Annotated in this window: 25 protein-coding genes; 11 read left to right on the top strand and 14 right to left on the bottom strand. The window is 72.3% G+C overall.

What is annotated here, in order from left to right:
• Window positions 1-47: 47 nt before the first annotated feature.
• Window positions 48-941 (top strand): sigma-70 family RNA polymerase sigma factor, encoded by an 894-nt coding sequence (locus GKS42_RS20880; protein WP_210769232.1) that lies wholly within the window; start codon window positions 48-50, stop codon window positions 939-941.
• Here the strand turns inward: GKS42_RS20880 and GKS42_RS26290 are convergent.
• The 7 genes from GKS42_RS26290 to GKS42_RS20910 form a co-directional block, all read right to left on the bottom strand.
• The gene (locus GKS42_RS26290) at window positions 928-1,587 is read right to left on the bottom strand and encodes an aspartate/glutamate racemase family protein (protein ID WP_210769233.1); all 660 of its coding nucleotides are present in this window, start codon (window positions 1,585-1,587) and stop codon (window positions 928-930) included. The genes GKS42_RS20880 and GKS42_RS26290 overlap by 14 nt on opposite strands.
• Complete coding sequence (locus GKS42_RS20885) at window positions 1,584-2,270, bottom strand: AroM family protein (protein WP_154795576.1); 687 nt, start codon at window positions 2,268-2,270, stop codon at window positions 1,584-1,586. The genes GKS42_RS26290 and GKS42_RS20885 overlap by 4 nt, the downstream gene beginning before the upstream one ends.
• Before the next feature lie 8 nt (window positions 2,271-2,278).
• Complete coding sequence (locus GKS42_RS20890) at window positions 2,279-3,574, bottom strand: alpha/beta fold hydrolase (RefSeq protein ID WP_154795577.1); 1,296 nt, start codon at window positions 3,572-3,574, stop codon at window positions 2,279-2,281.
• Window positions 3,574-4,641, bottom strand: a complete 1,068-nt coding sequence (locus GKS42_RS20895; RefSeq protein ID WP_154795578.1) for a 2,5-dihydroxypyridine 5,6-dioxygenase NicX family protein — start codon at window positions 4,639-4,641, stop codon at window positions 3,574-3,576. The genes GKS42_RS20890 and GKS42_RS20895 overlap by 1 nt, the downstream gene beginning before the upstream one ends.
• Window positions 4,642-4,712: 71 nt before the next feature.
• Window positions 4,713-6,383, bottom strand: a complete 1,671-nt coding sequence (locus GKS42_RS20900) for an OPT/YSL family transporter (protein ID WP_154795579.1) — start codon at window positions 6,381-6,383, stop codon at window positions 4,713-4,715.
• Between the two features lie 43 nt (window positions 6,384-6,426).
• Window positions 6,427-7,179 (bottom strand): IclR family transcriptional regulator, encoded by a 753-nt coding sequence (locus tag GKS42_RS20905; RefSeq protein WP_168217933.1) that lies wholly within the window; start codon window positions 7,177-7,179, stop codon window positions 6,427-6,429.
• 181 nt (window positions 7,180-7,360) lie between these two features.
• Window positions 7,361-8,308 carry a DUF1177 domain-containing protein gene (locus tag GKS42_RS20910; protein WP_154795581.1) on the bottom strand — a complete coding sequence of 316 codons (948 nt, stop codon included), beginning with the start codon at window positions 8,306-8,308 and terminating at the stop codon, window positions 7,361-7,363.
• 130 nt (window positions 8,309-8,438) lie between these two features.
• Between GKS42_RS20910 and pepE the strand changes: the two genes are divergently transcribed.
• The gene (pepE, locus tag GKS42_RS20915) at window positions 8,439-9,167 is read left to right on the top strand and encodes a dipeptidase PepE (RefSeq protein WP_210769234.1); all 729 of its coding nucleotides are present in this window, start codon (window positions 8,439-8,441) and stop codon (window positions 9,165-9,167) included.
• A 55-nt stretch (window positions 9,168-9,222) separates the two neighbouring features.
• Entirely contained in the window at window positions 9,223-10,878 is a 1,656-nt protein-coding gene (locus GKS42_RS20920; protein ID WP_154795582.1) for a DNA repair helicase XPB, read from the top strand.
• A 48-nt stretch (window positions 10,879-10,926) separates the two neighbouring features.
• On the opposite strand, the gene GKS42_RS20925 is transcribed toward GKS42_RS20920, so the two are convergent.
• On the bottom strand, window positions 10,927-11,379 hold the full coding sequence (locus GKS42_RS20925) for a hypothetical protein (protein ID WP_154795583.1): 453 nt from the start codon (window positions 11,377-11,379) through the stop codon (window positions 10,927-10,929).
• A 230-nt stretch (window positions 11,380-11,609) separates the two neighbouring features.
• Here GKS42_RS20925 and GKS42_RS20930 point away from each other — a divergent pair, with 230 nt between their 5' ends.
• The gene (locus GKS42_RS20930; protein WP_154795584.1) at window positions 11,610-12,326 is read left to right on the top strand and encodes a head GIN domain-containing protein; all 717 of its coding nucleotides are present in this window, start codon (window positions 11,610-11,612) and stop codon (window positions 12,324-12,326) included.
• A gap of 172 nt (window positions 12,327-12,498) precedes the next feature.
• Here the strand turns inward: GKS42_RS20930 and GKS42_RS20935 are convergent, their stop codons facing one another.
• Window positions 12,499-13,263 (bottom strand): type 1 glutamine amidotransferase, encoded by a 765-nt coding sequence (locus tag GKS42_RS20935; protein ID WP_154795585.1) that lies wholly within the window; start codon window positions 13,261-13,263, stop codon window positions 12,499-12,501.
• Between the two features lie 111 nt (window positions 13,264-13,374).
• Here GKS42_RS20935 and GKS42_RS20940 point away from each other — a divergent pair, with 111 nt between their 5' ends.
• The 3 genes from GKS42_RS20940 to GKS42_RS20950 all read left to right on the top strand — a co-directional run bounded on the left by GKS42_RS20940 (window position 13,375) and on the right by GKS42_RS20950 (window position 17,188).
• Entirely contained in the window at window positions 13,375-15,504 is a 2,130-nt protein-coding gene (locus tag GKS42_RS20940) for a TPM domain-containing protein (RefSeq protein ID WP_168217934.1), read from the top strand.
• A 78-nt stretch (window positions 15,505-15,582) separates the two neighbouring features.
• Window positions 15,583-16,449: a PspA/IM30 family protein gene (locus GKS42_RS20945; RefSeq protein WP_210769235.1), complete on the top strand. Its 867-nt coding sequence runs from the start codon at window positions 15,583-15,585 to the stop codon at window positions 16,447-16,449.
• Window positions 16,450-16,609: 160 nt separating this feature from the next.
• Complete coding sequence (locus GKS42_RS20950; RefSeq protein ID WP_154795588.1) at window positions 16,610-17,188, top strand: NYN domain-containing protein; 579 nt, start codon at window positions 16,610-16,612, stop codon at window positions 17,186-17,188.
• Here GKS42_RS20950 and GKS42_RS26070 read toward each other — a convergent pair.
• Window positions 17,185-17,529 carry a hypothetical protein gene (locus GKS42_RS26070; RefSeq protein ID WP_168217935.1) on the bottom strand — a complete coding sequence of 115 codons (345 nt, stop codon included), beginning with the start codon at window positions 17,527-17,529 and terminating at the stop codon, window positions 17,185-17,187. The two genes, GKS42_RS20950 and GKS42_RS26070, sit on opposite strands and share 4 nt — an antisense overlap.
• Window positions 17,530-17,605: 76 nt before the next feature.
• Between GKS42_RS26070 and GKS42_RS20955 the strand changes: the two genes are divergently transcribed.
• The 3 genes from GKS42_RS20955 (at window position 17,606) to GKS42_RS20965 (ending at window position 20,633) form a co-directional block, all read left to right on the top strand.
• The gene (locus GKS42_RS20955) at window positions 17,606-18,271 is read left to right on the top strand and encodes a class I SAM-dependent methyltransferase (RefSeq protein WP_168217936.1); all 666 of its coding nucleotides are present in this window, start codon (window positions 17,606-17,608) and stop codon (window positions 18,269-18,271) included.
• Between the two features lie 126 nt (window positions 18,272-18,397).
• Window positions 18,398-19,135, top strand: a complete 738-nt coding sequence (locus GKS42_RS20960) for a response regulator transcription factor (protein ID WP_154795590.1) — start codon at window positions 18,398-18,400, stop codon at window positions 19,133-19,135.
• Between the two features lies 1 nt (window position 19,136).
• Window positions 19,137-20,633: a sensor histidine kinase gene (locus tag GKS42_RS20965; RefSeq protein WP_154795591.1), complete on the top strand. Its 1,497-nt coding sequence runs from the start codon at window positions 19,137-19,139 to the stop codon at window positions 20,631-20,633.
• On the opposite strand, the gene GKS42_RS20970 is transcribed toward GKS42_RS20965, so the two are convergent.
• From GKS42_RS20970 to GKS42_RS20985, 4 genes are all read right to left on the bottom strand, one after another.
• Window positions 20,565-21,725, bottom strand: coding sequence for an ABC transporter ATP-binding protein (locus GKS42_RS20970; protein ID WP_154795592.1), 1,161 nt, complete (start codon window positions 21,723-21,725; stop codon window positions 20,565-20,567). The genes GKS42_RS20965 and GKS42_RS20970 overlap by 69 nt on opposite strands.
• Window positions 21,722-22,501 carry an ABC transporter permease gene (locus GKS42_RS20975; RefSeq protein WP_154796877.1) on the bottom strand — a complete coding sequence of 260 codons (780 nt, stop codon included), beginning with the start codon at window positions 22,499-22,501 and terminating at the stop codon, window positions 21,722-21,724. Before GKS42_RS20975 ends, GKS42_RS20970 begins: the two co-directional genes overlap by 4 nt.
• A 107-nt stretch (window positions 22,502-22,608) precedes the next feature.
• Window positions 22,609-23,439: a molybdate ABC transporter substrate-binding protein gene (gene modA / locus GKS42_RS20980; RefSeq protein WP_154795593.1), complete on the bottom strand. Its 831-nt coding sequence runs from the start codon at window positions 23,437-23,439 to the stop codon at window positions 22,609-22,611.
• On the bottom strand, window positions 23,436-23,840 hold the full coding sequence (locus GKS42_RS20985; protein WP_154795594.1) for a TOBE domain-containing protein: 405 nt from the start codon (window positions 23,838-23,840) through the stop codon (window positions 23,436-23,438). Before GKS42_RS20985 ends, modA begins: the two co-directional genes overlap by 4 nt.
• A 141-nt stretch (window positions 23,841-23,981) precedes the next feature.
• Here GKS42_RS20985 and GKS42_RS20990 point away from each other — a divergent pair, with 141 nt between their 5' ends.
• On the top strand, window positions 23,982-24,746 hold the full coding sequence (locus tag GKS42_RS20990) for an SDR family NAD(P)-dependent oxidoreductase (RefSeq protein WP_154795595.1): 765 nt from the start codon (window positions 23,982-23,984) through the stop codon (window positions 24,744-24,746).
• Window positions 24,747-24,898: the final 152 nt, after the last annotated feature.

A 24,898-nucleotide genomic window follows, 5' to 3' on the forward strand; every position in this document is an offset into this window, starting at 1 on the left:
CGGCACACAGCGCGAGCCGGCTGCGAACACCGGCGGCAAGGAGCAGGATGACCGGCGCAGGTAGCCCAGGTCAGGAGCGGAGCGAGGCAGTCGCGTTCGAGGCGCATCGTCGCTATCTCACGACGGTCGCCTACCGGATGCTCGGTTCGTTCACGGACGCGGAGGACGCGGTCCAGGAGGCCTGGCTGCGCCTCGAGCGGACCGATCCGACCACCATCGAGAACCTGCGTCCCTGGCTCACTCAGGTGGTGAGCCGGATCTGCCTGGACGCGCTCCGCTCCCGCGGGCGCCGCCGTGAGGAGCCGCTCGGCGAGGTGCCCGAAGAGCCGGTGACACGCGCCGCCGACGACCCGGCGGCGACGGCCGAGATCGCCGACGCGGTCGGCTATGCCCTCATGATCGTGCTCGACCAGCTCTCACCCGACGAGCGTCTCGCCTATGTCCTGCACGACGTGTTCGGGCTCCCGTTCGGGGACATCGGCGAGGTTCTGGACCGGACCCCGCAGGCGGCACGCAAGCTCGCGAGCCGGGGCCGGGCCCGGATCCGCGGCACCGAGTCCGGCCGGCAGCTGCGCCGCAGCGGCGCGGACCGGGCCCGGCAGCGCGCGGTGGTGGAGGCGTTCCTCGCGGCCGGCCGGGATGGCAACTTCGACGACCTGCTGGCGATCCTGCATCCCGACGTGGTGCTCCGGGTCGACCTGGGCACCGAGGCCGGCGGGGTGCGGATCGTCCGTGGCGCGGCCGAGGTCGCGAGCGGGGCGAAGCGCCACCGCGTGGGCGCCGCGGATCGCGAGTTCCGGATCGTCGAGATCGCGGACATGTTCGGCGTGCTCACCTACTCAGACGGCAGGCCGACCGCGCTCCTCGTCATCACCTCGGAGAACGGCCTGATCACCCACCTGCACGCCCCTGCCTGGCCGCAGGAGGTTATCGAGAACTGACGTCGAGGGCGTCCGCGGCAACCAGGCCCGCGGCCTTGACCGCATCCACCACGGGCAGCCCGGTGGCGGCCCGGACCGGCTCCGCCAGGTTCAGCGTGGTCAGCCCGGTGCAGGCGAACAGGATCGACGTGGCGCCGGCGTCCCTCAGCTCGGTGGCGGCCTCCACCGCCGCCCGTGCGCCCCACGCCGTGGTCAGTTCGGTGGTGCGGGTCACCCCGGCGGGCACCCGTGACGCCACGAGCCGGTCGCCGAGCACGGAGGTGACGGACTCGGGCACCTCCTCGGTGATGCCGAGCACCCCGACGGCACCGCCCATCGCCAGCGCGCTCGCCGCGCCCGCCGATCCGGCCCCGATGACCGGCACGTCCACGGCCGCCCGGGCCCAGGTGAGGCCCGGGTCGGCGGCGCACGAGAGGATCACCGCGGCGGCCCCCTCGGCCACCAGGGCTCGGGCCGCTGCGGGCATCTTCTGGGCGGCGGCCGCGAACGTGCGGTCGTCGTGGACGCCGTGTGGCTGGTCCGGCAAGCACGCGGTCACGGTGCGGTAGCCGTGGGTCTGCTCCAGCACTCGGCCGTGGGCCTCGAGGAACTCCCAGTCGTCGGAGGTCACGACGCGGATCACCCCGACGGTCAGTGGCGCGCTCACAGCACGGCGCCGAGCAGTCTGGCGGCGACGGAGCGGATGGTCACCACGGTGACGTCCGGCCCGACGGCGGCGGTCGCCGCCGCGCGCATGGTCTCGTCGAAGCCCATGCAGTCGAGCACGATCAGGTCCGCCTCCGTAGCGAGCGTCGCCGCGGCCGCGGCGATCGTCTCGACCGTTTCTGTGTACGGGCTCGCCGCGGTGGCCGCGCTCGGGCGCACCCCGATGCTGGCTGCCCAGTGCTCGTATGCCTCGGCGGTCTGCTCGGGCAGCGGCCGCACCACACCCAGCCGCGCGCCGGGCCCGAACCCGCCGAGCAGGCCCCGGACGCCGTCGTGCGCCAGGCGTTCCACCCCGAACAGCGGGCGCTCATGCACCAGTGCCGGGAACAGACCGCCGCACATCAGCAGGCTCAGGTCGGCGCCGTCCTGCTCGGCCCGAGTGACGGCCTCCTGCAGCAGGGGCACCGCGCGGTCGTGACCGAAGACCGCCGAACCACCGTCGCGCAGGCGTGAGGTGAGCGCGGACTCGCCGGGGCGCGGTGCGAGGGCGGCGATCTGTTCGGCGTCGAGGCCGTCCAGGGCGCCGTACTCGCGGATGTCGTCCGCGGGCAGCACCGGGAGGATCTCGGGGGTGACATCGGTGCGAGGTGCCTGGCCGATGGTGATCAGGGCGAGCGTGGTCATGGTTCCCCTCAGCGTCGGAGTGTGCGGATGAGCCGGTCGAGCAGGTTGCGGCCGTCCACACGGATTCCGTCGTGCTGGTAGTCGTTGGTGATGATCGGGCGGAGCCCGCGGATGGCCGCCGCGGTGGCCAGGGAGGTCTGCCGCGGGACGAACATGTCGTCGTGGTAGATCGCCGCAGCGACCGGGACGGTGTTCTCGGCGAGCACGTCGGGGTCGTACAGGGCGGGCAGGTCCGCACGGCGGGCGAGGAGGTCAGCGGTGTTCCGGAGCGGGACCAGGGCCGGGTCCTCCTCGAACTGCCACGGGTAGATGTGCTCGCCGGTGAATCGGAACGGGGCGCCCGGGCCGGCGTCCAGTGCGAACTCGCCGAACTCGTCCCGGACCCGGTGCGCCGCCCACTGCGTGGCGCCGCCGGTGGCCGCGCCCTGGGCGTAGATGCTCTCGTGCAGCACGGCGTACAGAGGGCGCGGCGCGAAGCTCAGGGCCCTGCCGACCTCGTCGAGGAACGAGTCGGTCAGCCGGCGGGCGCCGTTGACCGTGGTGAACGGCGACTCCAGGGCGTAATGCAGCGAGTCGAAGCCGGTCCGGGTGCCAAGGTTGATCCCGAGGGTGCGCAGTCGGCGGGAGCTGAGCCGCTCCCCGGTGGGCAGGATCTCCGCCTCGCCGTCCAGGTGCGCCGCGACCGCCCGGGCCGTCTGCTCGTCCTGCGGGTGCCGGGCGAAGTACTCCAGGTTGCGGCGGGCGGTGGCGGCATACGTGAGCCGGTAGGTGTCCTCGACGGGGGTGCGCAGGCCCGGCAGCCCGGCCGTGATCATGGCTTCCCGGATCCCCGCCGGTGCCTGGGAGAGGTAGGCGGTGATGACGAAGCCGCCGAAGCTCTGCCCGAGCAGCGTCCACGGCGCGTCCCCGATGAGCTCGGTCCGCAGCGCCTCGGCGTCGGCCACGATGGCATCGGCGCGCAGGTGCGACAGGTACTGCGCCTGCGCCACCGCGTCCCCGGTGAGGGTCTGCCGGTTCGCCGGCGTCGACCGGCCGGTCCCGCGTTGGTCCAGCAGCAGCACCCGGTAGTCCTCGAGCGCGCGGTCGAGCCAGCCACCGATCGAGTCCGGCCGGTTGGCCCGGTTACCCGGCCCACCCTGGAACCAGACCAGGTACGGATGGTGGGATCCGCCGTCGCGCACGATCTCGCGGGCGAACACGTCGATGGTGCCGGGCGTGGCACCGGTGTGGTCGAGCGGGACCTTGAGCTCGTGCTCGCGGACGTCGTGGCCGTCGATCCGGTAGCCGGCCGTGGTCAGCGACATCAGTAGCCCTCGACGCCGAGTCTGCGGCAGATCTCGACCAGTTCGGGGTGCACGTAGCGCCCGTCCTCCTCGATCGGGGTGCCGTCCACGAAGATGCTCGGGGACACCGCGGATCCGTCGGAGTGCGCCGGCGCGACCCACGGTTCGCCGCCGATCCAGGCTCCCTTGGTGCCGATGCCGAACTCGACGCAGCCGAACACCCGCTCGTCCTCGACGATCCGGCCGGTGGACCGCGTCACGCCGGGGTTGTAGCCGAGCGACCAGTGCGCCACCCGGTACATGTTCGGGTCGTTCTGGGCGGCGAGCCAGTTGCGGTAGATCTGGGCATCGCGGCCCTCGCCGGCCACGTCGGTGACCACACCGTCGGCGACCGTGAGCGTGATCGGGTTGGCGATCAGCCCGTTGTCGTCCGGCGGCCAGGCGGCGCCGTCGAAGACGATCGTGCCGTTCTGGCTCTCCTCGATCGGGTTCCAGGAAATCTGCCCCGCGAGCATCACCGACATGCCGGGCTTGTCCGCCGGGATGCCGCGCACGTGGATCGGGCGGTCGCCGGTGCGGCCGGTGATGTCCATGCCGTTGGCGGACGTGATCCGGATCTCCTCACCGGCGCTGAGCAGCTCGACGAGCTTGTCCCCCAGCTCGCGGACGCCTGCGTAGTCGACCTTCGCCACGGTGTCCACGAGCATCTGCACGTCCAAGCCGGTCAGGCAGGTGTAGCGGGTGCCGCGGGCCATGGCGGCGCGGAACGCGTCCGAGTGCATCAGGTAGCCGAGTTGGAGCTCGATCCAGACGTCCGCACCGAGGGCGGCGCCGGCGACCGGGGCCGGCGGCTCGATCGCGGAAGCCCACCGGGTCTCGTAACGGACGATCACGGGGTGCGCTCCGGCGGCCATCGCCGCGCCGCCGAGCAGGTCGGCGACGCGCATGTCCGAGGACGTGTCTGTGGTGATGAGGACGTTCTCCCCCGGCTTGACGCACATGATCTCCTCGATCAGTTTGCGTGCGCCGACCATGGCCTCGAAGGACAGATACTCGCTGCGGGACTCGATTCGGTTGGTGACCTCCATGGGTCACTCCCTTCGTTTGACTTGACGTGACGGCGGAGCCGCCGCGGGGTGGTCGAGGGGCCGGCCGTGCGTCAGCGGAAGACGCGGCCGAGGGATGCGAGCGCGTCACCGGCGATGAGGCCCGCTCCGACGAGGGAGAGTTCCTCCTCCGCCTTGGGGCCCTTGACGTGCCGGACGACCAGACGGACCGCGAGCGCGCCCGCCACCAGGAAGCAGGCCCAGGGCACCGAGAGGAGCAGGCCGGTGGCGAGCATGACGCCCATCTGTCGCTTCGGGCCGCCGATGGCCTGGATGAGCGCGCCCGGGATCGCCCAGATCACCAGGTTGCGCACGGCATCGGGGTCGGTCAGGCCGGCCGTGATGGTGTCCGCGTACACGACCGCCACCGGCGGGATCAGCCCGTCCTCGAAGTAGGAGCGCCACAGCAGCGCGACCACGACGAGCGCGACGACGAAGCCGACGATCGCCGAGTAGTACTGCTGGCGACGCCCGTCCCGCTCGTACGCGTCGTACTGCGGGTGGCGGGAGTGGACCTTGCGGAGCACCCAGCCGGCCTTGAGGTCGTAGCCCATGTCGGCGAACGCCGGCCCGGTGGCCGCGCAGTACCCGACCAGCACCACCAGGGGAACCTCCGGGAGCCCGACGACGAGGCCGATCACGAGGAAGATCAGGGTGACCGCGAACGCCGGGAACCAGCCGGAGTGCATGGCGGCGAGGCCGACGATGATCTCGTGGACGAACGCGGCGAACGCCGCGAACAGGGCCCAGCCGATGATCGCCGGGATGCTCATCTCGGTGACGAGGCCGGTGATGATGGCCAGCAGCACGGCGCCGGCGAGGAACATCACCACACCGGAGGACAGGGCTCGCCGGAGTTGCCCGGGGGTGACCGAGTCGGCGTCGGCGGGGTCGGCCGCGGTGGGGTCGGCGGCCGCGGCCTGCGCGGCGGTGTCGTCGCCGGCCCGCTGGGCCTTGCTGCGCCGGTTGCTGAGCAGGACGCCGGCCTGGATCAGGGCCACGATGCCCGCGCCGATCATGACGCCGTGCGGGATGAACTGACCGCTCAGGGAGAAGTCAGCCAGGCCGGGCAGCAGGGTGATGAACTGGTTGACGGCGAGCCCGATGGCGAACATGAACAGGGCGACGACGTTGCCGATCAGGGCCACGCCGGCGGCGGACCCGCTGAGCCCGACCCAGGCCAGCACCGCACCGACCACGCCGCCGCCGGCGAGCACGGCGGCGCGCTTGCCGCCCTTGTCACCGGCCTTGATGGTCTCGGCGGCGGCGATACCCGGCGGCCAGGCTGCGGTGGCCGGCAGGAACCGGGAGCCGAAGCTGCGGTAGAGCACCCAGGAGTCCACACCGAGGCCGACGACAGCGCCGATCAGCAGCGGCCAGACGAGGTCGATCCGCCCATACGCCCAGCCGATCGCCATCGGGGTCAGCAGCGCGTTCGCGGCGCCGAACGTGGCCGATGAGATCGCGGTCTGGGCCAGGTTCTGCCGGTTCGTGTCACGGAACTTCCCGAAGAACCCGATACCGATCCGGCCGATCACCATCGCGATCAGCGCGCCCACCACGGAGGTGTTCGCGGAGATGCCGAGCGTGGTGATCAGGTGCAGGCCGATGTAGGCGCCGAGGACCGAGAGCAGGACGGTGAGGATGAGCGTGGCGGGCGCGAAGGCCCGGGGGTGCACCAGCCGCTCCTCGGTCGTGGTGCTGGGCGTGGTTCGTTCGGCCATGGATGGCCTCCTTCATGGGGGGATGCTTGCCGGGGACGCCCGGTCAGCTCCGGAGGGTCGCTCCGATGTCGCTGGCGGCGTGGCGGACGGCGTCGATCAGCTCTGTGGAGCGATCTGCCATGTACTGCGGGGGCCCGAGGGTGGTCACGGATCCGAAGACTGCTCCCTCGAGCAGGATCGGCGCGGAGATCGCCATGACCCGCTCGTCGAACTCTCCCGTCGAGACGGCGTAGCCGAGGCTGCGAACCTGCTCGTGGCGGGTCTGGAGCGCGGCCACCTCGACCGCCGGCGGGTCCTCGTCGCCGGCCGCGACCAGGATCTCGCGGGCGTCCAGCACCGTCGAGAACGCGAAGATCGCGTGCCCGGTGGCGCCGAGGTGGCCGGGGTAGGTGCGCCCGAGCGCGGTGTTGTACCGCACCATGCCCGGACCGTCGACGGCCGCGACCGTGCGGTACCGGGCGCCGTCGGGCACGCAGACGACCGTGCTCTCGCCAGTGGTGGTCGAGAGCACCGCCAGGTGCGGCTCGAGGCGGTGCCGCACGCCCTCGCTGTGTTCGGCGAGATGGCCGAGCACCACGAGGGCCGGGCCGAGGGAGTAGCGCCGGGTGACCGGATCGAGAACGGTGAAACCCTGGGCGGCCAGCGTGGCGAGCACCCGCTGCGTCTGGGACTTGTCCAGGCCGAGTTCTCGTGCCAGCTCGGAGACGCCTCGCGTCGGGTTTTCGTGGGTGAAGGACCGAAGCACTGCGAGCGCGCGGCCGACCGTCTGCAGGTGCCCTGCGTTGGGTGCGGCCATGCGAAGTCTCCTGTTGCTCATATCGGGTCGAGCGAACCGATACTAGCAACACTCCCACGAGTGTGTAACGGCCGGGTTAACGCCGTCGACCGATCTGGACGGCGAGCGCGCCGACTGGACGCGAACGGGGCGGGACCGCGAGCGAACTCGCGATCCCGCCCCGTCCGGCGGCAGTTGGGGCTCAGTCGGTGCCGACACCCTGCAGGTGCGTGGCATCCCCGTACAGACGCGTCAGGGTGGCGAACTCCTGCTCGTCGCAGAAGGACAGCGAGCCGTCGCCGAACCCCTTCGCGACCTCGAGCGCGTAGCGGGCCGCGAGGGCGATGTCGACCTCATGGCTCGCCCCGGTCGCGGAGCCGGCCACCGCTGTGACCGCCGTCAGCGCGACACCCACCACCGGCACCTGCGCGGCCACGGCCGGCTGCAGGATCGAGTTGATGTGGTAGAGCCCGTTGGCGTAGGGCGTGATGTCCTGGGTGGACAGCGGGAACACCTGGGCCGGCTCACCGCAGACGCTCTCGTACACGGAGACCAGGTCCGGGCTGACCGGCAGGATGTAGCCCTGCCGCACGGTGGGTGAGATCGCGATGCCGCGGTGATTGATGACGCGGTTGCCCTTCGTGGTGTCGATCGAGACGATCGCGTCCATCTCCGGCAGCACCTCGTTGTCGTTCATGACGCCCATGTCCACGGGCGAGTCCATGAACGGGACCGGCTCGTGCGGACGGGTCGGCGCCCAGGCGCACACGTGCGTGCCGATGATGACGTCCCCGGGCAGCCGATCGCCCCGGGCGTACATCTCGACCACCTTCGCCGCGGTGGCCAGGGCCGCCGTCGCCCCGTCTCCGTCGGAGACGTAGCCGATCCGCTCGGGGCGCGCACCGATCCCGCCGAGGCGCCCGATCACACCGAGGGTGCGGGCGTCCCCGCCCGAGGAGCGCCCATCCGTGCCGGGCACGCGGACGGTCACGAAGTCGGTGTGGCCCTTGTCGCCCTGCACTCTCGTCACGTCGATGCCGATCGCCTCGACCACGTCGCCGGCGAGGTCGCGCAGGTGCGCGGCGACCCGTTCGCCGTCGACGCGCGGGTCGTCGAGGAGGTCGAGGATGGTCAGGACGTGCTTGAGCATGGGGGCTCCTGTTCATCGGTCAAGCGGTTGGCGGCACCGGGCGATCGGCCCGGCGCGGCCTCAGACTAACCACCCCGGCCGAGCGGGAGGCCCCACGCCGGGTGCCGCATGCCCGGCCGGAGGTGGCACGATGAACGGGCCCGACCCCCACCGAGAGGCGACGATGGAACTCCTGCTGCTGTCCAACTCCACGGCCCCGGGCAGGGGCTATCTCGAGCACGCGCAGGACGCGATCGCCGAGGCGTTCACGGGGGTCGCGCGCATCGGGTTCGTGCCGTTCGCACTCGCCGACCACGACGCCTACACCGCACAGGTCCGCCGTGGGCTGTCCTTCCTCGACGCCGAGGTGGTGGGCCTGCACGAACGCCCGGACGACCCGTTGGCCGGTCTCGACGCGGTGTTCGTCGGCGGTGGCAACTCGTTCCGGCTCTTGGACCAGCTGCAGCGGCGCGGCCTCGTCGAGGCGATCCGGGACGCCGTCGCGGGTGGGCTGCGCTACCTCGGCTCGAGCGCGGGCACCAATGTGGCGACCCCGAGCATCCGGACCACGAACGACATGCCGATCGTGGAGCCGGCCTCGTTCGCGGGCATCGGCCTGGTGCCGTTCCAGATCAATCCGCACTACCTCGACCCGGACCCGAGCTCGAGCCATCAGGGCGAGACCCGCGACGAGCGCCTGCAGCAGTACCTGGAGGAGAACGACGTCCCGGTGCTCGCGATGCGGGAGGGCACCTGGCTGCGCCGCAGCGGCGCCTCGCTCACCCTCGGCGGCGTGGCCACCGGTGCGCGGCTGTACCGCAAGGGCGAGCCGACGGCGGAGGTCACCACGGGCTCGGACCTGAGCAGCCTGCTGGGCTGAGTGGGGTCGCACACACCCCAACGCAATCGGCGCGGACGTGGTGGAGAATGGAAGGATGCCTGATGGCCCCCTGATCGTTCAGTCCGACAAGTCCCTCCTCCTCGAGATCGACCACGAACTGGCCGGCCCGTGCCGCCGCGCCATCGCTCCGTTCGCGGAGCTCGAGCGCGCGCCCGAGCACATCCACACCTACCGGCTGACCCCGCTCGGGCTCTGGAACGCGCGCGCCGCCGGCCATGATGCCGAGCAGGTCATCAACACCCTGCTCGAGTACTCCCGCTACCCGGTGCCGCACAACCTGCTGGTCGACATCGCCGAGACGATGTCCCGGTACGGTCGGCTCCAGCTGACCACCCACCCGGCGCACGGGCTCGTGCTCACCGCCACCGACGTCCCGGTGCTGGAGGAGGTGCTGAAGTCCAAGCGCACCGCCGGCCTGGTCGGTGCCCGGCTGGACGCCAGCACCGTGGTGGTGCATCCCAGCGAGCGCGGCCACCTCAAGCAGGTCCTGGTCAAGCTCGGCTGGCCCGCCGAGGATCTGGCCGGCTACGTGGACGGCGAGGCCCACGAGATCGGCCTCGAGGAGAACGGGTGGGCCATGCGCACCTACCAGAGCGAGGCCGTCGAGAGCTTCTGGCACGGCGGTTCCGGCGTGGTGGTGCTGCCCTGCGGCGCCGGCAAGACCATCGTCGGTGCCGGGGCCATGGCGCAGTCCGGCACCACCACCCTGATCCTGGTCACGAACACCGTCAGCGCCCGCCAGTGGCGCGACGAGCTGGTCAAGCGCACCACCCTCACCGAGGACGAGATCGGTGAGTACTCCGGCTCCCGCAAGGAGGTCAAGCCGGTCACGATCGCGACGTATCAGGTGCTGACCACGCGCCGCAAGGGCGTGTACACGCACCTGGAACTGCTCGACGCGCGCGACTGGGGCCTGATCCTCTACGACGAGGTGCACCTGCTGCCGGCGCCGATCTTCCGGATGACGGCGGACCTGCAGGCACGCCGTCGGCTCGGCCTGACCGCCACCCTGGTGCGCGAGGACGGCCGCGAGGACGAGGTGTTCTCCCTGATCGGGCCGAAGCGTTACGACGCGCCGTGGAAGGACATCGAGGCGCAGGGCTACATCGCTCCGGCCGAGTGCGTCGAGGTCCGGCTCGACATGCCGCACCACGCCCGGATGGCGTACGCCGTCGCCGAGCCGGAGGACCGGTACCGGATGGCGGCGACGGCGAAGGGCAAGCTGGACGTGGTGCGTCAGTTGGTCGCCAAGCACGACGGCGAGCAGATCCTGATCATCGGCCAGTACCTCGACCAGCTCGAAGAGCTCGGCGAGAAGGTCGGCGCCCCCGTCATCACCGGCGCCACCACCGTGCCGGAGCGGCAGCGCCTGTTCGCCGCGTTCCGCACCGGGGAGATCACCACGCTCGTGGTGAGCAAGGTCGCGAACTTCTCGATCGACCTACCCGAGGCCGCCGTCGCGATCCAGGTGTCCGGGTCGTTCGGGTCCCGCCAGGAGGAGGCCCAGCGCCTCGGCCGGGTGATGCGCCCCAAGGCCGACGGGCGCACCGCCCACTTCTACGCCGTCGTCACCCGGGACACGGTGGACCAGGACTTCGCCGCCCACCGGCAGCGGTTCCTGGCCGAGCAGGGCTACGCCTACTCGATCATCGACGCCGAGGACCTCGCGCCCGTCGAGGACGCCGGCTGACGCCGGGCGTCATGGGGTCGACGGCGGCCCGTGCGTCGCGCTCGACCCTCACCCGGCCTGGCTGGCGGCCTGGTTCGCGCGGGCCCGCATCAGGAAGGCGATCCAGAGCAGGAAGACGGCGTCGGCGACCGGCACATCGTCGGCGATGTCCAGCGTGGGCTTGATCGACCAGAACCCGCCGACGCTGCTGCTGCCGATCCACTGACCGTCCCGCGTGACCGCGTAGGAGCGTCGGAACGCACCCTCCGGCGCGATCTCGTACCGGGTCGTCGCTCCGATGGCGATCACCCAGTTCTGACGCCAGAAACTCGGCCGGGCGGCGCGACATCGGGCCGCCGGTTCGCCCACGATGGTGCCGATGCGCTCTGAGCCGTCCTTGCCGAACTCCCAGGGCACGCCCTCGATGACGACGCGTGCCCGTTCCGACCAGAACGACCGGTCCACGTCGGCCACGACCCGCTGATCCAGCAGCACGTGGTCCTTGTCCCAGATGGCCTGCATCGATCCACCCTGACATGCCGGGGCCGGCTATCCAACCCCATTCGCGACGTCCCGCGTACATCGATCCCTGCGGAGGGCGGCGGACGATCGAGCCCCTACTGGGGCACCCTGGGCGATCCGGGGTGCACCTCAGGGTCAGATCGGGGGATATCCCCATGACGCCCGCGAGCCCAGGCTGAGAGGGTGGTGGTGGCCCGCTGGAGGGGCGGGCCACCAACTTCGGAGGAACCATGCACCGCTCGCGCGTCGCCGTCGTCACCGCCATCGCCGGCCTGTCCCTGGTGCTGGTCGGGTGCGGTTCCGGCTCCGGCCCCCGCGTCACCGAGGCGCGCGACGACATCGACGCCGACGTCCACGCCATCGAGCTCGAGGGCAGCGGCGACCTGTTCCTGGAGGTCGGTGACACCCCGGAACTGCTGGTCACCGCACGCGAGAGCGTGCTGGAGGATGTCAGCACCGAGAACCAGGACGGCGTGCTCGTCCTGAACATCGACGGCGGCTTCCGGCTCTTCGGCGGCATCGGAACGGTGGACTACGAGGTGACCCTGCCCGCCGTCGAGGCGCTGAGCATCTCCGGCGCCGGGTCGATCGACGGCGAGGTCGCCCCGGGCGAGTCCCTGACCCTGGACATCCGCGGGGCGGGCGACGTCCGTATCGAGGGGGTGGACGTGCAGGACCTGACCGTCACCGTCTCCGGGGCGGGCAGCGTGGAACTCGTGGGCACCGCGGTGAACCAGAACGTCACGATCGAGGGTGCCGGGGACTACCTGGCCGGTGACCTGGAGTCCGAGCACGCGGTCGCGACGGTCTCGGGTGCGGGCAGCATGGACGTCTGGGTGACCGGCACGCTGGACGCCACGGTGTCCGGCGCCGGGGATATCACGCACACCGGCGGGGCCGAGGTGACCGAGGAGATCAACGGCGCAGGCTCGATCTCGGGCGACTGAGCCGCACCCGGCACCACCCACCCGGCGCCCGGGCCAGAACCTCCCGCCCGAGACAGACCCGCACGCCGCGACTCAGAACCTCCCGCCCGAGACAGACCCGCGGACCGTCCTACTTCAGCCGCGCGGTACTGCCTCACCGAGCCCCGAGCAGGCCGGCCGGTCCGGCTGCTCCTCAGGCGACGCGGTCGTGGACCGCGAGCACCTGGGCCACGAAGCCCTCGGCGATCTCGCGGGTCAGGGTCGCCAGTGCGTCCTCGGCGGCGGTCAGGTCGGCGGCGAGCACGTCGGTGTCCACGTCCTGGTGGGTGGCCGCCCAGCGCTGCATGAGCTCGGGGCCGGCCTCGGGGTGGAACTGCACGCCGAGGGCGCTGCCGAGCCGGAACGCCTGGAACGGGTACTGGTTCGAGCTCGCGAGCCAGATGGCACCCTCGGGCAGGGTCGTGATCGCGTCGGCGTGCATGGACGGCGCCGATACGGTGCGGCCGAGGGCGGTGACCACCCCGCCGAGGACCGGGTCCTCGGCGGCATCGGGACGCAGCCGGAGCTCGATGACCCCGCGCTCGGGGCCGATCGGGGCGTCCACGCTCACCTGGCCGCCTCCGGCGGCGGCGAGCACCTGAGCGCCGAGGCAGATGCCGAGCACCGGCACGTCGTGCTCGATCGCGGCCAGCATGAGGTCGCCCTCGGCGGCCAGCCACGGTGCCACCTCGGTGTCATAGGCGTTGTTGGTGCCGCCGAGCACGATGAGTCCGTCGAGCTCGTCGGCGGACGGGAGGGCATCACCGCGGTCCGGTCGGACGATCCGGACCGCTACGTCGGCGAGCCAGGGCTCGAGCCGGTCGAGGGGTACCGCATCCTCGTGCTGGATCACGGTCAGCACGGGCGCGCCCTCGTGGGCGGCGTGCTCGGTGGAGTGGGGGGCGAACTGTTCGGTCACTCGATCGAAGGTACCCCAGAACTCTGGATGATCGCTGAGAGCCTTCCTGGGTGGTCAGGACTGCCCGTCAACCTCGTTGCGCGAGTCGGCACGAGAAGAGAGGATCAACGGGTGACCCGAATCGCCCAGCCGCTGCGACTGTTCCTCGGCCTGTGTCTAGCGCTGTTCGCCGGCGCAGCGCTGGCCGGCCCCGCCCTCGCCGAGGCCCCGTTCCGTGTGGAAGGTCACGTGGAGGACCGCACCATCGAGCAGGTGACCGCCGGGGACGAGGCCGAGATCGAGGCGGCCGCGGCGCGGCTCGCGGAAGGATCCGACCTCGACCTGTTCACGGTGTACGTCGACTCCTTCGACGGCATGGACGGCCAGGCGTGGGCGGACGAGACCGCCACGATGTCCGGCCTCGGCCAGAACGACATCCTGCTCGCGATCGCCGTGGTGGACCGCGAGTACGCGATCTCGATCGGCGAGGACCTCCCACTCTCGGACTCCCAGTTGGCCACGGTGGCGGCGGACATCGAGGACGACCTGCGGGTGGACGACTGGAGCGGAGCCGCGATCACCGCGGCGGACGGCTACCTCGACCAGGTGAACGGTGGCGGCGGGAGCGCCGTGGTGCCGGTGCTGATCGGGGCCGGCGTGGTCGGGGGCGGCGCGTTCCTGCTGGTCCGCTCCAGCAACAAGCGCAAGCGGCAGCAGCAGGCGGCGCAGCAGCGCCCCGGGGTGCCGGGTGCCCCCGGCGGGCCGAACGCACCGGCGCCCGCGAACTCGATCGAGGCGGTGCTCGCCTCGCTGTCCACAGAGGACCTGGCCACGCGCGCCGGATCGGCCCTCGTCGGCCTTGACGACGACGTGCGCAGCTCCGCGCAGGAGCTCGGCTTCGCCCAGGCCCAGTTCGGGCTGCAGTCCACCCAGAACTTCAAGGCCGTCGTCGAGGGGGTCAAGGGCCAGCTCGCCCAGGCGTTCGCACTGCAGCAACGCCTCGACGACGCGGCGCCGGAGTCCGAGCCGGAGCGGCGCCAGATCCTGACCCAGATCGTGCTGCTCTGCGACCAGGGAGACAAGGCCCTGGACGCCCAGGCGGAGTCGTTCGCGGAGCTGCGCAAGTTGCAGGACAACGCGCCGCAACTCCTCGACGAGATCAACACCCGGGCCGGGGAGATCGAGGCTCGGATCCCCGCCGCCCAGGCCACGCTGACCCAGCTGCGAGCCACCTATCCCGAGACCGCCCTCGTCTCCGTCGCCCGGGCCCCCGACCAGGCGGCGCAGCTCCTGGACGCGGCCAGGGACGCCGTCGGCCAGGGCCGTGAGCGCGTGACCGGCAACGACCGCGGTACCGCGGTCGCCTTCGCACACACGGCCGAGGATGCGCTGGCCCAGGCCGTGACGCTGCTCGACTCGGTCACGAACGCCCATGACAACCTCAGCCAGGCGGTCCAGCGGCTGGACGCCTCGATCGCCTCCATCACGGCCGACGTGGCCGATGCGGAGCGGCTGGCCCCGCAGGACCCGCAGGTCGGCCCGGCCGCCGAGCGGGCCCGCTCCGCGATCGAGGCCGCCACCGCGGCGCGCCAGAAGAACGGCGACCCGCTCGCCGCGCTCACCGAGATCGTGGCCGCGGAGCAGACCCTGGACGCGGCGCTCGCCGGGCACCGGGAGGCGACCGAGGTCCGCCAGCGCGCCGTGAGCCAGCTCGAGAACGGGCTCTCCCGCACCGACGCACTGATCCGCTCGACGAACACCTACATCGAGACCCACCGGGGCGCCGTCGGGGCGAACGCCCGGACCCGGCTCGCCTCCGCGATCGAGTCCCTGCAGCAGGCCCGTGCGATGTCCGAGTCCGACCCGGTGCAGGCGCTGCGCCTGACCACCGCGGCGTGGCACTCGGCGAAGGCCGCGCAGGACCTTGCCGCCTCGGACGTGTCCAACTGGGAGCGCAGCCGGAGCCCGTACTCCGGTGGCGGCGGGTACTCCTCGCAGCGCGGCGTCGACCCGGGCTCGCTGATCCTCGGCGGGATCCTCGGGAACATGTTCGGCGGCAACAGCGGCGGCTACCGCGGCGGCTACGGCGGCCGGGGCGGCTCCTCGTGGGGCAGTTCCTGGGGCAGCGGTTCCTCGTGGGGCGGCGGCAGCTCGCGGAGCAGCTCCCGCAGCCGCTCCAGCAGTTCCCGGTCCAGCGGTTCCCGGCGCAGCGGCGGCCGCTCCGGGGGCGGCCGGCGTTCCGGCGGGGGCGGACGCTTCTGAGGCACCATGAACAACCCCCGACCAACGGCAGCACGACCCGTAGATTTGCCCGTAACACCCACCACGTCTTCGCAGACGATGAAAGGAAACACAGTGGCTGAGAAGCAGAGCATCCTCGGGCGCATCGCCCAGTTGACCCGCGCGAACATCAACTCGCTGATCGACCGCGCCGAGGACCCGGAGAAGATGCTGGACCAGCTGGTCCGGGACTACACGAACAACATCGCCGAGGCCGAGCAGGCCGTCGCTCAGACGATCGGCAACCTGCGCCTCGCCGAGCAGGACTACAACGAAGACGTCGCTGCCGTTCGGGACTGGGGCAACAAGGCCCTCGCAGCCTCGCAGAAGGCCGACCAGCTGCGCGGCTCCGGCGACAACGCCGCTGCCGACCGGTACGACAACCTGGCCAAGGTCGCCCTCCAGAAGCAGGTCGGTTTCGAGACCGAGGTGAAGCAGTCCGAGCCGATCCTGCGCTCGCAGAACGAGGTCGTCGACAAGCTCAAGCACGGCCTCGCCATCATGAAGGACAAGCTCGGCGAGCTGAAGATCAAGCGCGACCAGCTGGCCGCGCGTGCGAAGACCGCCGAGGCCCAGGCCAAGGTCCAGGACGCCGTCGCCTCGATCAACGTGCTCGACCCCACCAGCGAGCTGTCCCGGTACGAGGACAACATCCGCCGTCAGGAGGCACTCGTGGCCGGCAAGGCGGAGATCGCGGCGTCCTCGCTCGACTCGCAGTTCGCCGAGCTGGAGATGACCGGTGACGCGCTCGAGGTCGACGCGCGGTTCGCCGCGCTGAAGGCCGGTGCGCTCGGGGCGGCCCCGGCCGCTCCGCAGATCACCGACGAGCCGAGCGGGTACCAGCCCTCGGCCACGGTCGGTGAGCAGGACTACGCCGCGGCCCCCGCCGAGGAGGGTCAGCCGAGCACCGACGAGCAACGCTACTGAGCGCTGTGCAGCACCGCCCGGTGTAGGGCGGAACGCGTTGCGTGGGGGCGGTACCCGGTCCGGGTGCCGCCCCCCACGGCGTCCGCTCGCGGGACCGCGCCCGCGGGCCGCCGAGCGAACACCCACGGCGGATCGCACCGCCGACCCATAGGGTGTGAGCATGCTCGAGACCCCGACGCCCGCCCCGCGACAGACCTACCTCCTCGTGGACGGCGAGAACATCGATGCCACCCTCGGCCTGAGCGTCCTGAACCACCGGCCCACGCCGGACGAGCGGCCCCGGTGGGACCGGATCACGGACTTCGCGAAGCAGGCCTGGGGGCAGCCCGTGACGGGTCTGTTCTTCCTGAACGCCACCTCCGGCCAGATGCCGATGAGTTTCATCCAGGCGCTGCTCGCGATGGGCTATCACCCGATCCCGCTCGCCGGGAGCGGCAGCGAAAAGGTCGTCGACATCGGCATCCAGCGCACCCTGGCGGCGCTGGAGGACCGCCAGGGCGACGTGCTGCTCGCCAGCCACGACGGCGACTTTGTGCCGCAGGTGGAACGACTGCTCGACGGCGATCGCCGGGTCGGCGTGTTGTGTTTCCGTGAGTTCGTCAGCGCGAAGCTGTCCGAACTGACCGACCGGGGCCTGAGCCTGTTCGACCTCGAGGACGACCTCGGCGCCTTCAACGCGCCGCTGCCGCGGGTGCGGATCATCCCGCTGGAGGCGTTCGACCCGCTGCGCTACCTCTAGGCCCCGCCGGTCCGGGCGTGCCACCACGAGCCGATCCGCCAGTCCGTGAAGGAGGCGAGCTCGGCGAGCCGGAGCCAGACGGCCCGTCCGACCCAGGTGTGTGCGTGCAGGCCGACGACGCAGAGCAGCACCGAGGCCACCATGGAGACGGCGAGCCAGAACGAGACCCAGTGCCACGGCCACCCGGACGGCGCCAGGTCACCCGTCCCGGGCACCTGTGCGAGCACGGCCGCGACGGCCAGCGCCAGGACCGGCCCGACCGGCACGATCACGATCGAGCCCGCGAACAACCACCCCGACGGCCGGCGCGCTCGGCGCAGCCCCATCACCTGGTCATCCATGCCCACGAGGATGGTCCCGGCCCGGCCTCGACCGATCCCAGGTTCGCACTCGCGGCCCCCGGGGCACACTGGTGACATGACTGACGGCGAGGACCCGCCCGGCTGCTGTTTCGACGACTGGGCACGCTCGCAGTCGCGCCGCGCGCGGCGCATGGGGGCCGACGGCGTCACGTCCGCCCTGCTCGACGGCCTCGCCCGGGTGGGGCTCACCGGCCGCTCAGTGCTCGACATCGGCGCCGGAGCCGGGACCCTCGTCGTCGGTGCCCTCGAGCGGGGCGCCGCCCGGGCCACCGGTTTCGACCTCGGGCCCGGGGCCGTCGAGGCCGCGCGGGGCCTCGCCGCGGAGCGCGGGTTCGCGGCGAAGGCGCGGTTCGAGGTGGCCGACGGCTCCGTCGCCGACCTGCCGCCCAGCGATCTGGTCACCCTGAACCGGGTGATCTGCTGCTATCCCGACCCGGTCGCCCTGGTGGACCACACGGTGGCCGCGGCCGGCCGCGGCTACGCGTTCGTGCTGCCACGCTCGTCCGGCGCGATGGGCCTGATCAACCGTGCGGTGCTGCGCGTCGGCAACCTCTGGTTCCGGGCCCGGCCCGGGGTCTACCGCGGCTACCGGGCGTTCGTGCACGACGTCACGCCGATCCATGACCGCCTGGTCGCGGCCGGGTTCCGTCGCGTGCACGCCGAGCACCTGCGCCTGGTCTGGCAGCTGGCCGTCTACGCACGCGTCGAGGCGACGCCCTGAGGCGACCGGACCACCGCCGTCGGGCCGGACGTTTTGCCCTTCGGGTGCCTCGCGCCGGCCGGTTCCTGGGCGATCCCCCAGGCGGCTCCCAGGAAACTTCCAGACTTGCGCGCCACACTGGGTCTCATGAGAACGAGCCAAGCCCCTGCGCCGGCCACCACCGGGACCACCGAGGCCCGCCTCCTGGTGGTCGACGACGAGCCGAACATCCGCGAACTGCTGTCCGCATCACTGCGGTTCGCCGGCTTCGAGGTCGAGGTCGCCGCGGACGGGCAGCAGGCCATGCGCCGCGCCCTGGAGATGCAGCCGGACCTGATCGTCCTCGATGTCATGCTGCCGGACCTGGACGGCTTCACCGTGACCCGCCGCCTGCGCGAGCAGGGCGCGCACTTCCCGGTGCTGTTCCTGACCGCGCGCGACGACACGGCGGACAAGATCGCCGGCCTGACCGTCGGCGGTGACGACTACGTCACCAAGCCGTTCAGCCTCGACGAGGTGATCGCCCGGATCCGGGCGGTGCTGCGTCGCGCCCAGGCGACGGCGGCGCTCGAGGACTCGATGCTGCGCGTGGCCGACCTGGAGCTCGACGAGGACGCCCACGAGGTGCGCCGCGGCGGGCAGGAGATCGACCTGTCCCCCACCGAGTTCACGCTGCTGCGCTACCTGATGCTGAACGCGGGCCGGGTGCTGTCCAAGTCCCAGATCCTCGACCATGTGTGGGCGTACAACTGGGGCGGCGACGGCGCGATCGTGGAGTCCTACATCTCCTATCTGCGCCGCAAGATCGACGCGCCGTTCACCCCCGACTCGCCGGCCCTGATCCACACCAAGCGGGGCGTGGGCTACGTCCTGCGCGAGCCCTGACATGGCCCGGCAGTCCCGGCTGCCGCTGCGGCTCCGCCTGTCCCTGATCACCGCGGGGCTGCTCCTGGTCGCGCTGTCGGTCGCCTCGTTCGCCGCCTACACGCTGCTGCAGCGGTCCTTGATCAACCAGGTCGACGAGCAGCTGCGCACCGCCGGTGTGAACACCGCCAACCAGGTGCTCGACACGCTGCAGTTCCGCGGCCCCAACGAGATGCTGCCGAGCGACTACTACCTGCGGATCATCCGCGACGACGATCCCGACCCGGTGGACATCCCGGCCACCACCGAGCACGCGGTCCCGAACATCCCGGACCTTGACGGTGTGACCGGGGACGAGTGGGCGTTCGTGACGGTGCGCTCGGTCGAGACCGGGCCGAGCTGGCGGGTCGCGGTCGCGCCGCTGGAGGACCAGACCGGCGCGGAGCAGGGTGCCATCGCGATCGCCCTGCCGCTCAGCTCCATGGACAAGACGCTCTCCCTGATGCGCCTGGTGATGGGCGGTGTCGGCGCCGGCGTCGTCATCATCGGTGCGGTAGCCGGGTACATCGCCGTGCAGCGCTCCCTGCGCGGCCTGCGCGACATCGAGAACACCGCCGCCGCGATCGCCGGCGGCGACCTGAGCCGACGGGTTCCCGCCCAGCCGACCACCACGGAGGTCGGCCGCCTCGGCGCGTCGTTCAACTCGATGGTCGCGAAGCTCGAGGCCTCGTTCGCGGCGCAGGCCGCCTCCGAGCAGCGGATGCGCAGGTTCGTCTCGGACGCCTCCCACGAGCTGCGCACGCCGCTCGCCTCGATCCGTGGCTACGGCGAGCTGTACCGGATGGGCGCCGTGCCTCCGGAGGAGGTCGGCGCCACCATGAGCCGGATCGAGAACGAGTCGGTGCGGATGGGCAATCTCGTCGGCGACCTGCTCGCCCTGGCCCGCCTCGACGAGGGCCGCGAGCTGAAGCTGACGCGAGTGGACCTGACCGCCGTCGCGGCCGACTCGCTGGCCGACCTGCGCGCACTGGATCCCAGCCGGGACGGCACGCTGCAGGCCACCGGCCCGGTCTGGGTCGACGCCGACTCGGACCGGATCCGGCAGGTGGTGACGAACCTGATCGGCAACGTCGTGCAGCACACGCCCAGGGGCACCCCGGTGGAGATCGCGGTCCATACCGAGCCGCCGGCCCCCGGCAAGTCCCCCGCAGAGCCCCTCGCAGCCGTCATCGAGGTCCGCGACCACGGCCCCGGGATCCGCCCGGAGGACGGCGAGCGGGTCTTCGAACGCTTCTACCGGCCGGACTCCTCCAGGGCCCGCAACGCCGGCGGCGGCTCGGGCCTCGGCCTGGCCATCGTCGCCACGATCGTGGCCGCGCACGGCGGGACCGTCAGGCACCGGCCCACGCCGGGCGGCGGGACCACCATCGAGGTGCGCCTGCCGGTCCGCTCAAGCGGCGGGCGCCAGGTGGACGGCGGCCGGGTCGACGCGCGCCCACACGCGGCCTCCGGGTCGTAACCAGTCCCCCTGCGCCTGCGCGGGTTCGAGGTCGGCGAGCAGCTCCGGTGCCCCGGCCAGCCGGACCCGGACCCCGCCGGTGGCCGGCTCGAGCCACCGCACGGTCGCCTCGAACGCGTTCGGCCCGTCGGGCCGGGCCTCGAAGAGTTCGACGGCGGAGGGCCGGAACCGCACGACGCACGCCCCGCCGTCGGGCACGTCGGGCGCACTGCGCCCCACGGGCGCGTCCGGCTCGCCGGCCGGTGCGCCGCCTCCGGCTGGGTCCGCAGCGACCCGCCCGTCCGCCACTTCGAGCACCCCGACCGAGGTGCGCACGCCGGTGCGGTCGCGGCGGCCGGCGAGCAGGTTCGTGCCCACGAGCGCGGCGGTGAACGCCGTCCGGGGCGCGCTGAAGACGGCCACGCAGCGGCCCCGCTCCACGAGCGTGCCGTCACGCAGGACGGCGACGTGGTCGGCGAGCACCACGGCGTCGAGCACGTCGTGCGAGACCACCACGGCCGTGGTGCCGGTGGCCCGGACCTGTTCGGCCAGGAGCTGCCGGATCTGCGGGGCCGACGTCGCGTCCAGCGCTGCGAGCGGCTCGTCCAGCAGCAGCACGGCGGGCTCGGCGGCCAGGGCCCGGGCGATCGCGACCCGCTGCTGCTGCCCGCCGGAGAGGGCGCTCGGACGCCGGTCACCCACGCCGTCCAGGCCGACCTTGGTCAACCAGTCACGAGCACGCTCGCGAGCCGGCCCGGCCCGCAGGCCTGCGCTGCGCAGGCCGAACGCGACGTTCTCGGTGGCACTCAGGTGCGGGAACAGCAACGGGTCCTGACCGAGCAGGCCGATGCCGCGATGCTCGGGCGCGACCATGACGTCCGGCTCCGGGCCGCGCGGCCCGCGGCGGGTGAGGACCCGCTCCCCCACCCGCACCGTGCCGACGGTCGGGCGGACCAGGCCGGCCAGCACGTGCAGGAACGTGGACTTGCCGGACGCGTTCGGGCCCACCACGGCCAGCACCTCCCCGGCCGGCACGTCGAGCTCCACGTCCAGGATGAAGTGGCCCCGTTCCACCCGGACGGCCGCCGCGACCCCCGCGGCCGGCGCGGTCACCACGCCTCCCGGCGGCGCCAGTCACGCAGCGCGAGCAGGATCACGAGCGAGACCACGACCAGCAGCACCGCCAGCGCGAGCGCGGAGTCCCGGGTGACCCCGGCGCCGTTGAACGCCGTGTAGATCGCCATCGGCATGGTCTGGGTGACGCCGGGCTGGTTGCCGGCGAACAGCGCGGTGGCGCCGAACTCACCGACGGCGCGGGCGAAGGCGAGCACGGTGCCCGCGATCAGCCCCGGCATGACCAGCGGCAGGGTGATCCGCCGCAGCACGGTCCAGCGGCCGGCGCCGAGGGTCGCGGCGACGAACTCGTACCGGGTGCCGGCCGTGCGCAGCGCGCCCTCGAGCGAGATCACCAGGAACGGCATCGCCACGAACGTCTGGGCCATCACCACGGCGACGGTGCTGAACGGGATCGTGATCCCGAACATCGTCAGGACGGCACCGAGGTAGCCGTTGACACCGAACAGGTAGAGCAGCGCCATGCCGCCCACGAGCGGCGGCAGCACCAGGGGCAGGGTGACGACGATCCGCAGCACCTCCGCCAGCCGGGCCGGCGCCCGGGACATGTACAGCGCGAGCGGCACCCCGAGGACGAGGCAGCAGGCCATGGCTGCGAGCCCGGTCCGCAACGACAGGCTCAGCGCGGCCAGGGCCGCCGGGGAGGTGATCGCCGCGGGGAACGTGGCCCAGTCCACCCGCGGGAACAGGGCCGCGAGCGGCAGCAGCACGGCCGCGAGCCCGAGCACCGCGGGCACGACGAGCAGAACCGGCAGCGGGCGGGGCGCGGTGCCCCGCTCGCCACGCGAGGAGCGCGTGGACGACGCCACGGAGGCCCGGCCGACCGGGGCCGGCGGGCCTGCGGAGTCGTCCGGGCGAGTGGTCACGGTGCGCCGAAGCCGTACTCCGCCAGCACCGCCCGACCCTCGTCGGAGAGGACGAACTCCACGAACAGCGCGGCGGCGGGCTGGGCGTCCTCGAGCTCGACGATCGGGTAGTTGTTCACGATGTCATCGGCGCCGGTCGGCACCACGGCCTCGAGCTCGTCGGAGCGGGAGGCCACGTCGGTGCCGTACACGAGCCCCGCGCCCACGTCGCCGTTGACCACCCGCTCGGCGACCGCCGTCACGTTCTGCTCCTGACTGACCGGAGTCCCGTCGAAGCCCGCGACCTCGAACAGTTCGGCAGTGGCGTCCCCGCAGGGCACCTCCGGCGCGCAGATCACGAACGTGGTCTCGTTCAGGTCGGGCAGGTCGGCGATGCCCTCCGGGTTGCCGGTGGGGACGGCGATCACGAGGGTGTTCGTCGCGAACAGTTCCGGCGTGCTCGCGGCCAGGTCCGCGGTCGTGATGCGCTCCATCGTCTCCTCGTTCGCGGTCGCGAGCACGTCCGCGCTCGCGCCCTCCTCGAGCTGGGTGGTGAGGGTGGAGGAGCCGTCGTAGACGGCCGGGGCGACCTCGACGTCCGGGTACTGCTCGGCGAACGCCGCGAGCAGCTCGTCGAAGGACTCCTGCAGCGAGGCGGCGGCGAACACCGTCAGGGTGCCACCGACCTCGTCGGCGGCCTCGCCGGTCTCGGCGCCGGAGCCTGCGTCGGTCGGGTCCTCGGCACCGCCCCCGGAGGAGCACGCCACCAGGGCCAGGCCGGCCGCGGTCGCCCCGAGCAGGGCGATCAGACGACGGGGTCCGCGGCGGGTCGGGAGGGAACGGGTCATCGGGAGTGCCTCTCTGCTTCCACGATCACGGTGGTCGCCTTGACGACGGCGACGGCGGTGGATCCGACCTCGAGGCCGAGGTCCCGCACGGCCTCGCTGGACATCAGCGAGACGACCCGGAACGGGCCGCACTGCAGCTCGACCTGGGCCATCACGGTGTCCGCGACGATGTTCGTGACGAGTCCGACGAACCGGTTCCGGGCGCTGCTCGCGGCTCCGGTGGGGTCCTCGGGGGCGTGCGCGAGCTCCTTCGCCCAGCGAGCCAGGTCCACCCCGGGGATCACCTGCCTGCCGGCCTCGTCACGGCCGGCGGTCAGCGACCCGGACTCCACCCAGCGGCGCACGGTGTCCGCGCTCACGCCGAGCAGCCGGGCGGCCTCACTGATCCGATAGTGCGTCACGCAGCGGAGCATATCAACGCATCTGCGTCCTAGATGTGCGGAAACCACTCGCACCTGCGCCACAGGGCCCGTTCGGCCGAGTGCTCCGGCGCCGGGCGAGCGGCCGTTCGCCACGCCCCGCCGTTCGTTACATTGAGGCGCATGCGCATCACACCGAGCAGCGTTGCTCTCATCTCCGGCGCGGCGTCCGGCCTGGGCGAGGCGACCGCCCGGCGCCTGCTCGCCGACGGCGCCGCCGTCGTCCTGGCGGACCTGCCGACCTCCCGCGGCGCCGAGCTTGCCGACGAGCTCGGCCCGCGCGCCGCGTTCGCCCCCACGGACGTGCGCGACGAGGCCCAGGTACGCGCCGCCGTCGCCAGGGCCGTTGAGCTCGGCGAGCTGCGCGTCGCGGTGACCTGCGCCGGCGTCGCGACCCCCGGCCGCATCCTCGGCAGGAAGGGTCTGCTCCCGCTGGACGCCTACCGCTCCGTCATCGAGATCAACCTGATCGGCACGTTCAACGTGCTGCGCCTGGCCGCGGAGGCGATGGCCGGCAACGAGGAGGTCGACGGCGATCGCGGCGTCGTCGTGATGACGGCGTCGGTCGCCGCGTACGACGGGCAGGTGGGCCAGGCCGCGTACGCGTCGTCGAAGGGTGGCGTGGTCGCGCTGACCCTCACCGCCGCCCGCGACCTCGCGGGCCTGGGCATCCGGGTGGTGACCATCGCCCCCGGGGTCATGGAGACGCCGATGATGGCGGGCCTGCCGGAGGAGACCCGCACCTCCCTCGAGGCGCTGGTGCCACACCCGTCCCGGCTCGGGCGCCCCGACGAGTACGCCGCGCTCGCCGCGCACATCGTGGACAACTCCCTGCTGAACGGCGAGGTCATCCGCCTCGACGGCGCCCTCCGGATGCCCCCACGCTGACCCCTTCCCTCCGGCCCGCGCCCCCGCACCTGACAGGCCACCCGCTCAGACAGAACCCCCCGCCCGAATCAGAACCGCAGAACGTTCTTGTTCAGGCGCGAGGGACTGCCTCACCGATCCCACTGCCAGGGCTCCGCGCCGCATGCCGGCGG

It is taken from the genome of Occultella kanbiaonis (assembly GCF_009708215.1).
GTDB lineage: Bacteria > Actinomycetota > Actinomycetes > Actinomycetales > Beutenbergiaceae > Occultella > Occultella kanbiaonis.

Coding starts and splice junctions, on each gene's coding strand:
- GKS42_RS20880 (WP_210769232.1), top strand. CDS start 48: ATGACCGGCGCAGGTAGCCCAGGTCAGGAGCGGAGCGAGGCAGTCGCG.
- GKS42_RS20885 (WP_154795576.1), bottom strand. CDS start 2,270: ATGACCACGCTCGCCCTGATCACCATCGGCCAGGCACCTCGCACCGAT.
- GKS42_RS20890 (WP_154795577.1), bottom strand. CDS start 3,574: ATGTCGCTGACCACGGCCGGCTACCGGATCGACGGCCACGACGTCCGC.
- GKS42_RS20895 (WP_154795578.1), bottom strand. CDS start 4,641: ATGGAGGTCACCAACCGAATCGAGTCCCGCAGCGAGTATCTGTCCTTC.
- GKS42_RS20900 (WP_154795579.1), bottom strand. CDS start 6,383: ATGGCCGAACGAACCACGCCCAGCACCACGACCGAGGAGCGGCTGGTG.
- GKS42_RS20905 (WP_168217933.1), bottom strand. CDS start 7,179: ATGGCCGCACCCAACGCAGGGCACCTGCAGACGGTCGGCCGCGCGCTC.
- GKS42_RS20910 (WP_154795581.1), bottom strand. CDS start 8,308: ATGCTCAAGCACGTCCTGACCATCCTCGACCTCCTCGACGACCCGCGC.
- pepE (WP_210769234.1), top strand. CDS start 8,439: ATGAACGGGCCCGACCCCCACCGAGAGGCGACGATGGAACTCCTGCTG.
- GKS42_RS20920 (WP_154795582.1), top strand. CDS start 9,223: ATGCCTGATGGCCCCCTGATCGTTCAGTCCGACAAGTCCCTCCTCCTC.
- GKS42_RS20925 (WP_154795583.1), bottom strand. CDS start 11,379: ATGCAGGCCATCTGGGACAAGGACCACGTGCTGCTGGATCAGCGGGTC.
- GKS42_RS20930 (WP_154795584.1), top strand. CDS start 11,610: ATGCACCGCTCGCGCGTCGCCGTCGTCACCGCCATCGCCGGCCTGTCC.
- GKS42_RS20945 (WP_210769235.1), top strand. CDS start 15,583: ATGAAAGGAAACACAGTGGCTGAGAAGCAGAGCATCCTCGGGCGCATC.
- GKS42_RS20950 (WP_154795588.1), top strand. CDS start 16,610: ATGCTCGAGACCCCGACGCCCGCCCCGCGACAGACCTACCTCCTCGTG.
- GKS42_RS26070 (WP_168217935.1), bottom strand. CDS start 17,529: ATGGATGACCAGGTGATGGGGCTGCGCCGAGCGCGCCGGCCGTCGGGG.
- GKS42_RS20955 (WP_168217936.1), top strand. CDS start 17,606: ATGACTGACGGCGAGGACCCGCCCGGCTGCTGTTTCGACGACTGGGCA.
- GKS42_RS20960 (WP_154795590.1), top strand. CDS start 18,398: ATGAGAACGAGCCAAGCCCCTGCGCCGGCCACCACCGGGACCACCGAG.
- GKS42_RS20965 (WP_154795591.1), top strand. CDS start 19,137: ATGGCCCGGCAGTCCCGGCTGCCGCTGCGGCTCCGCCTGTCCCTGATC.
- modA (WP_154795593.1), bottom strand. CDS start 23,439: ATGACCCGTTCCCTCCCGACCCGCCGCGGACCCCGTCGTCTGATCGCC.
- GKS42_RS20990 (WP_154795595.1), top strand. CDS start 23,982: ATGCGCATCACACCGAGCAGCGTTGCTCTCATCTCCGGCGCGGCGTCC.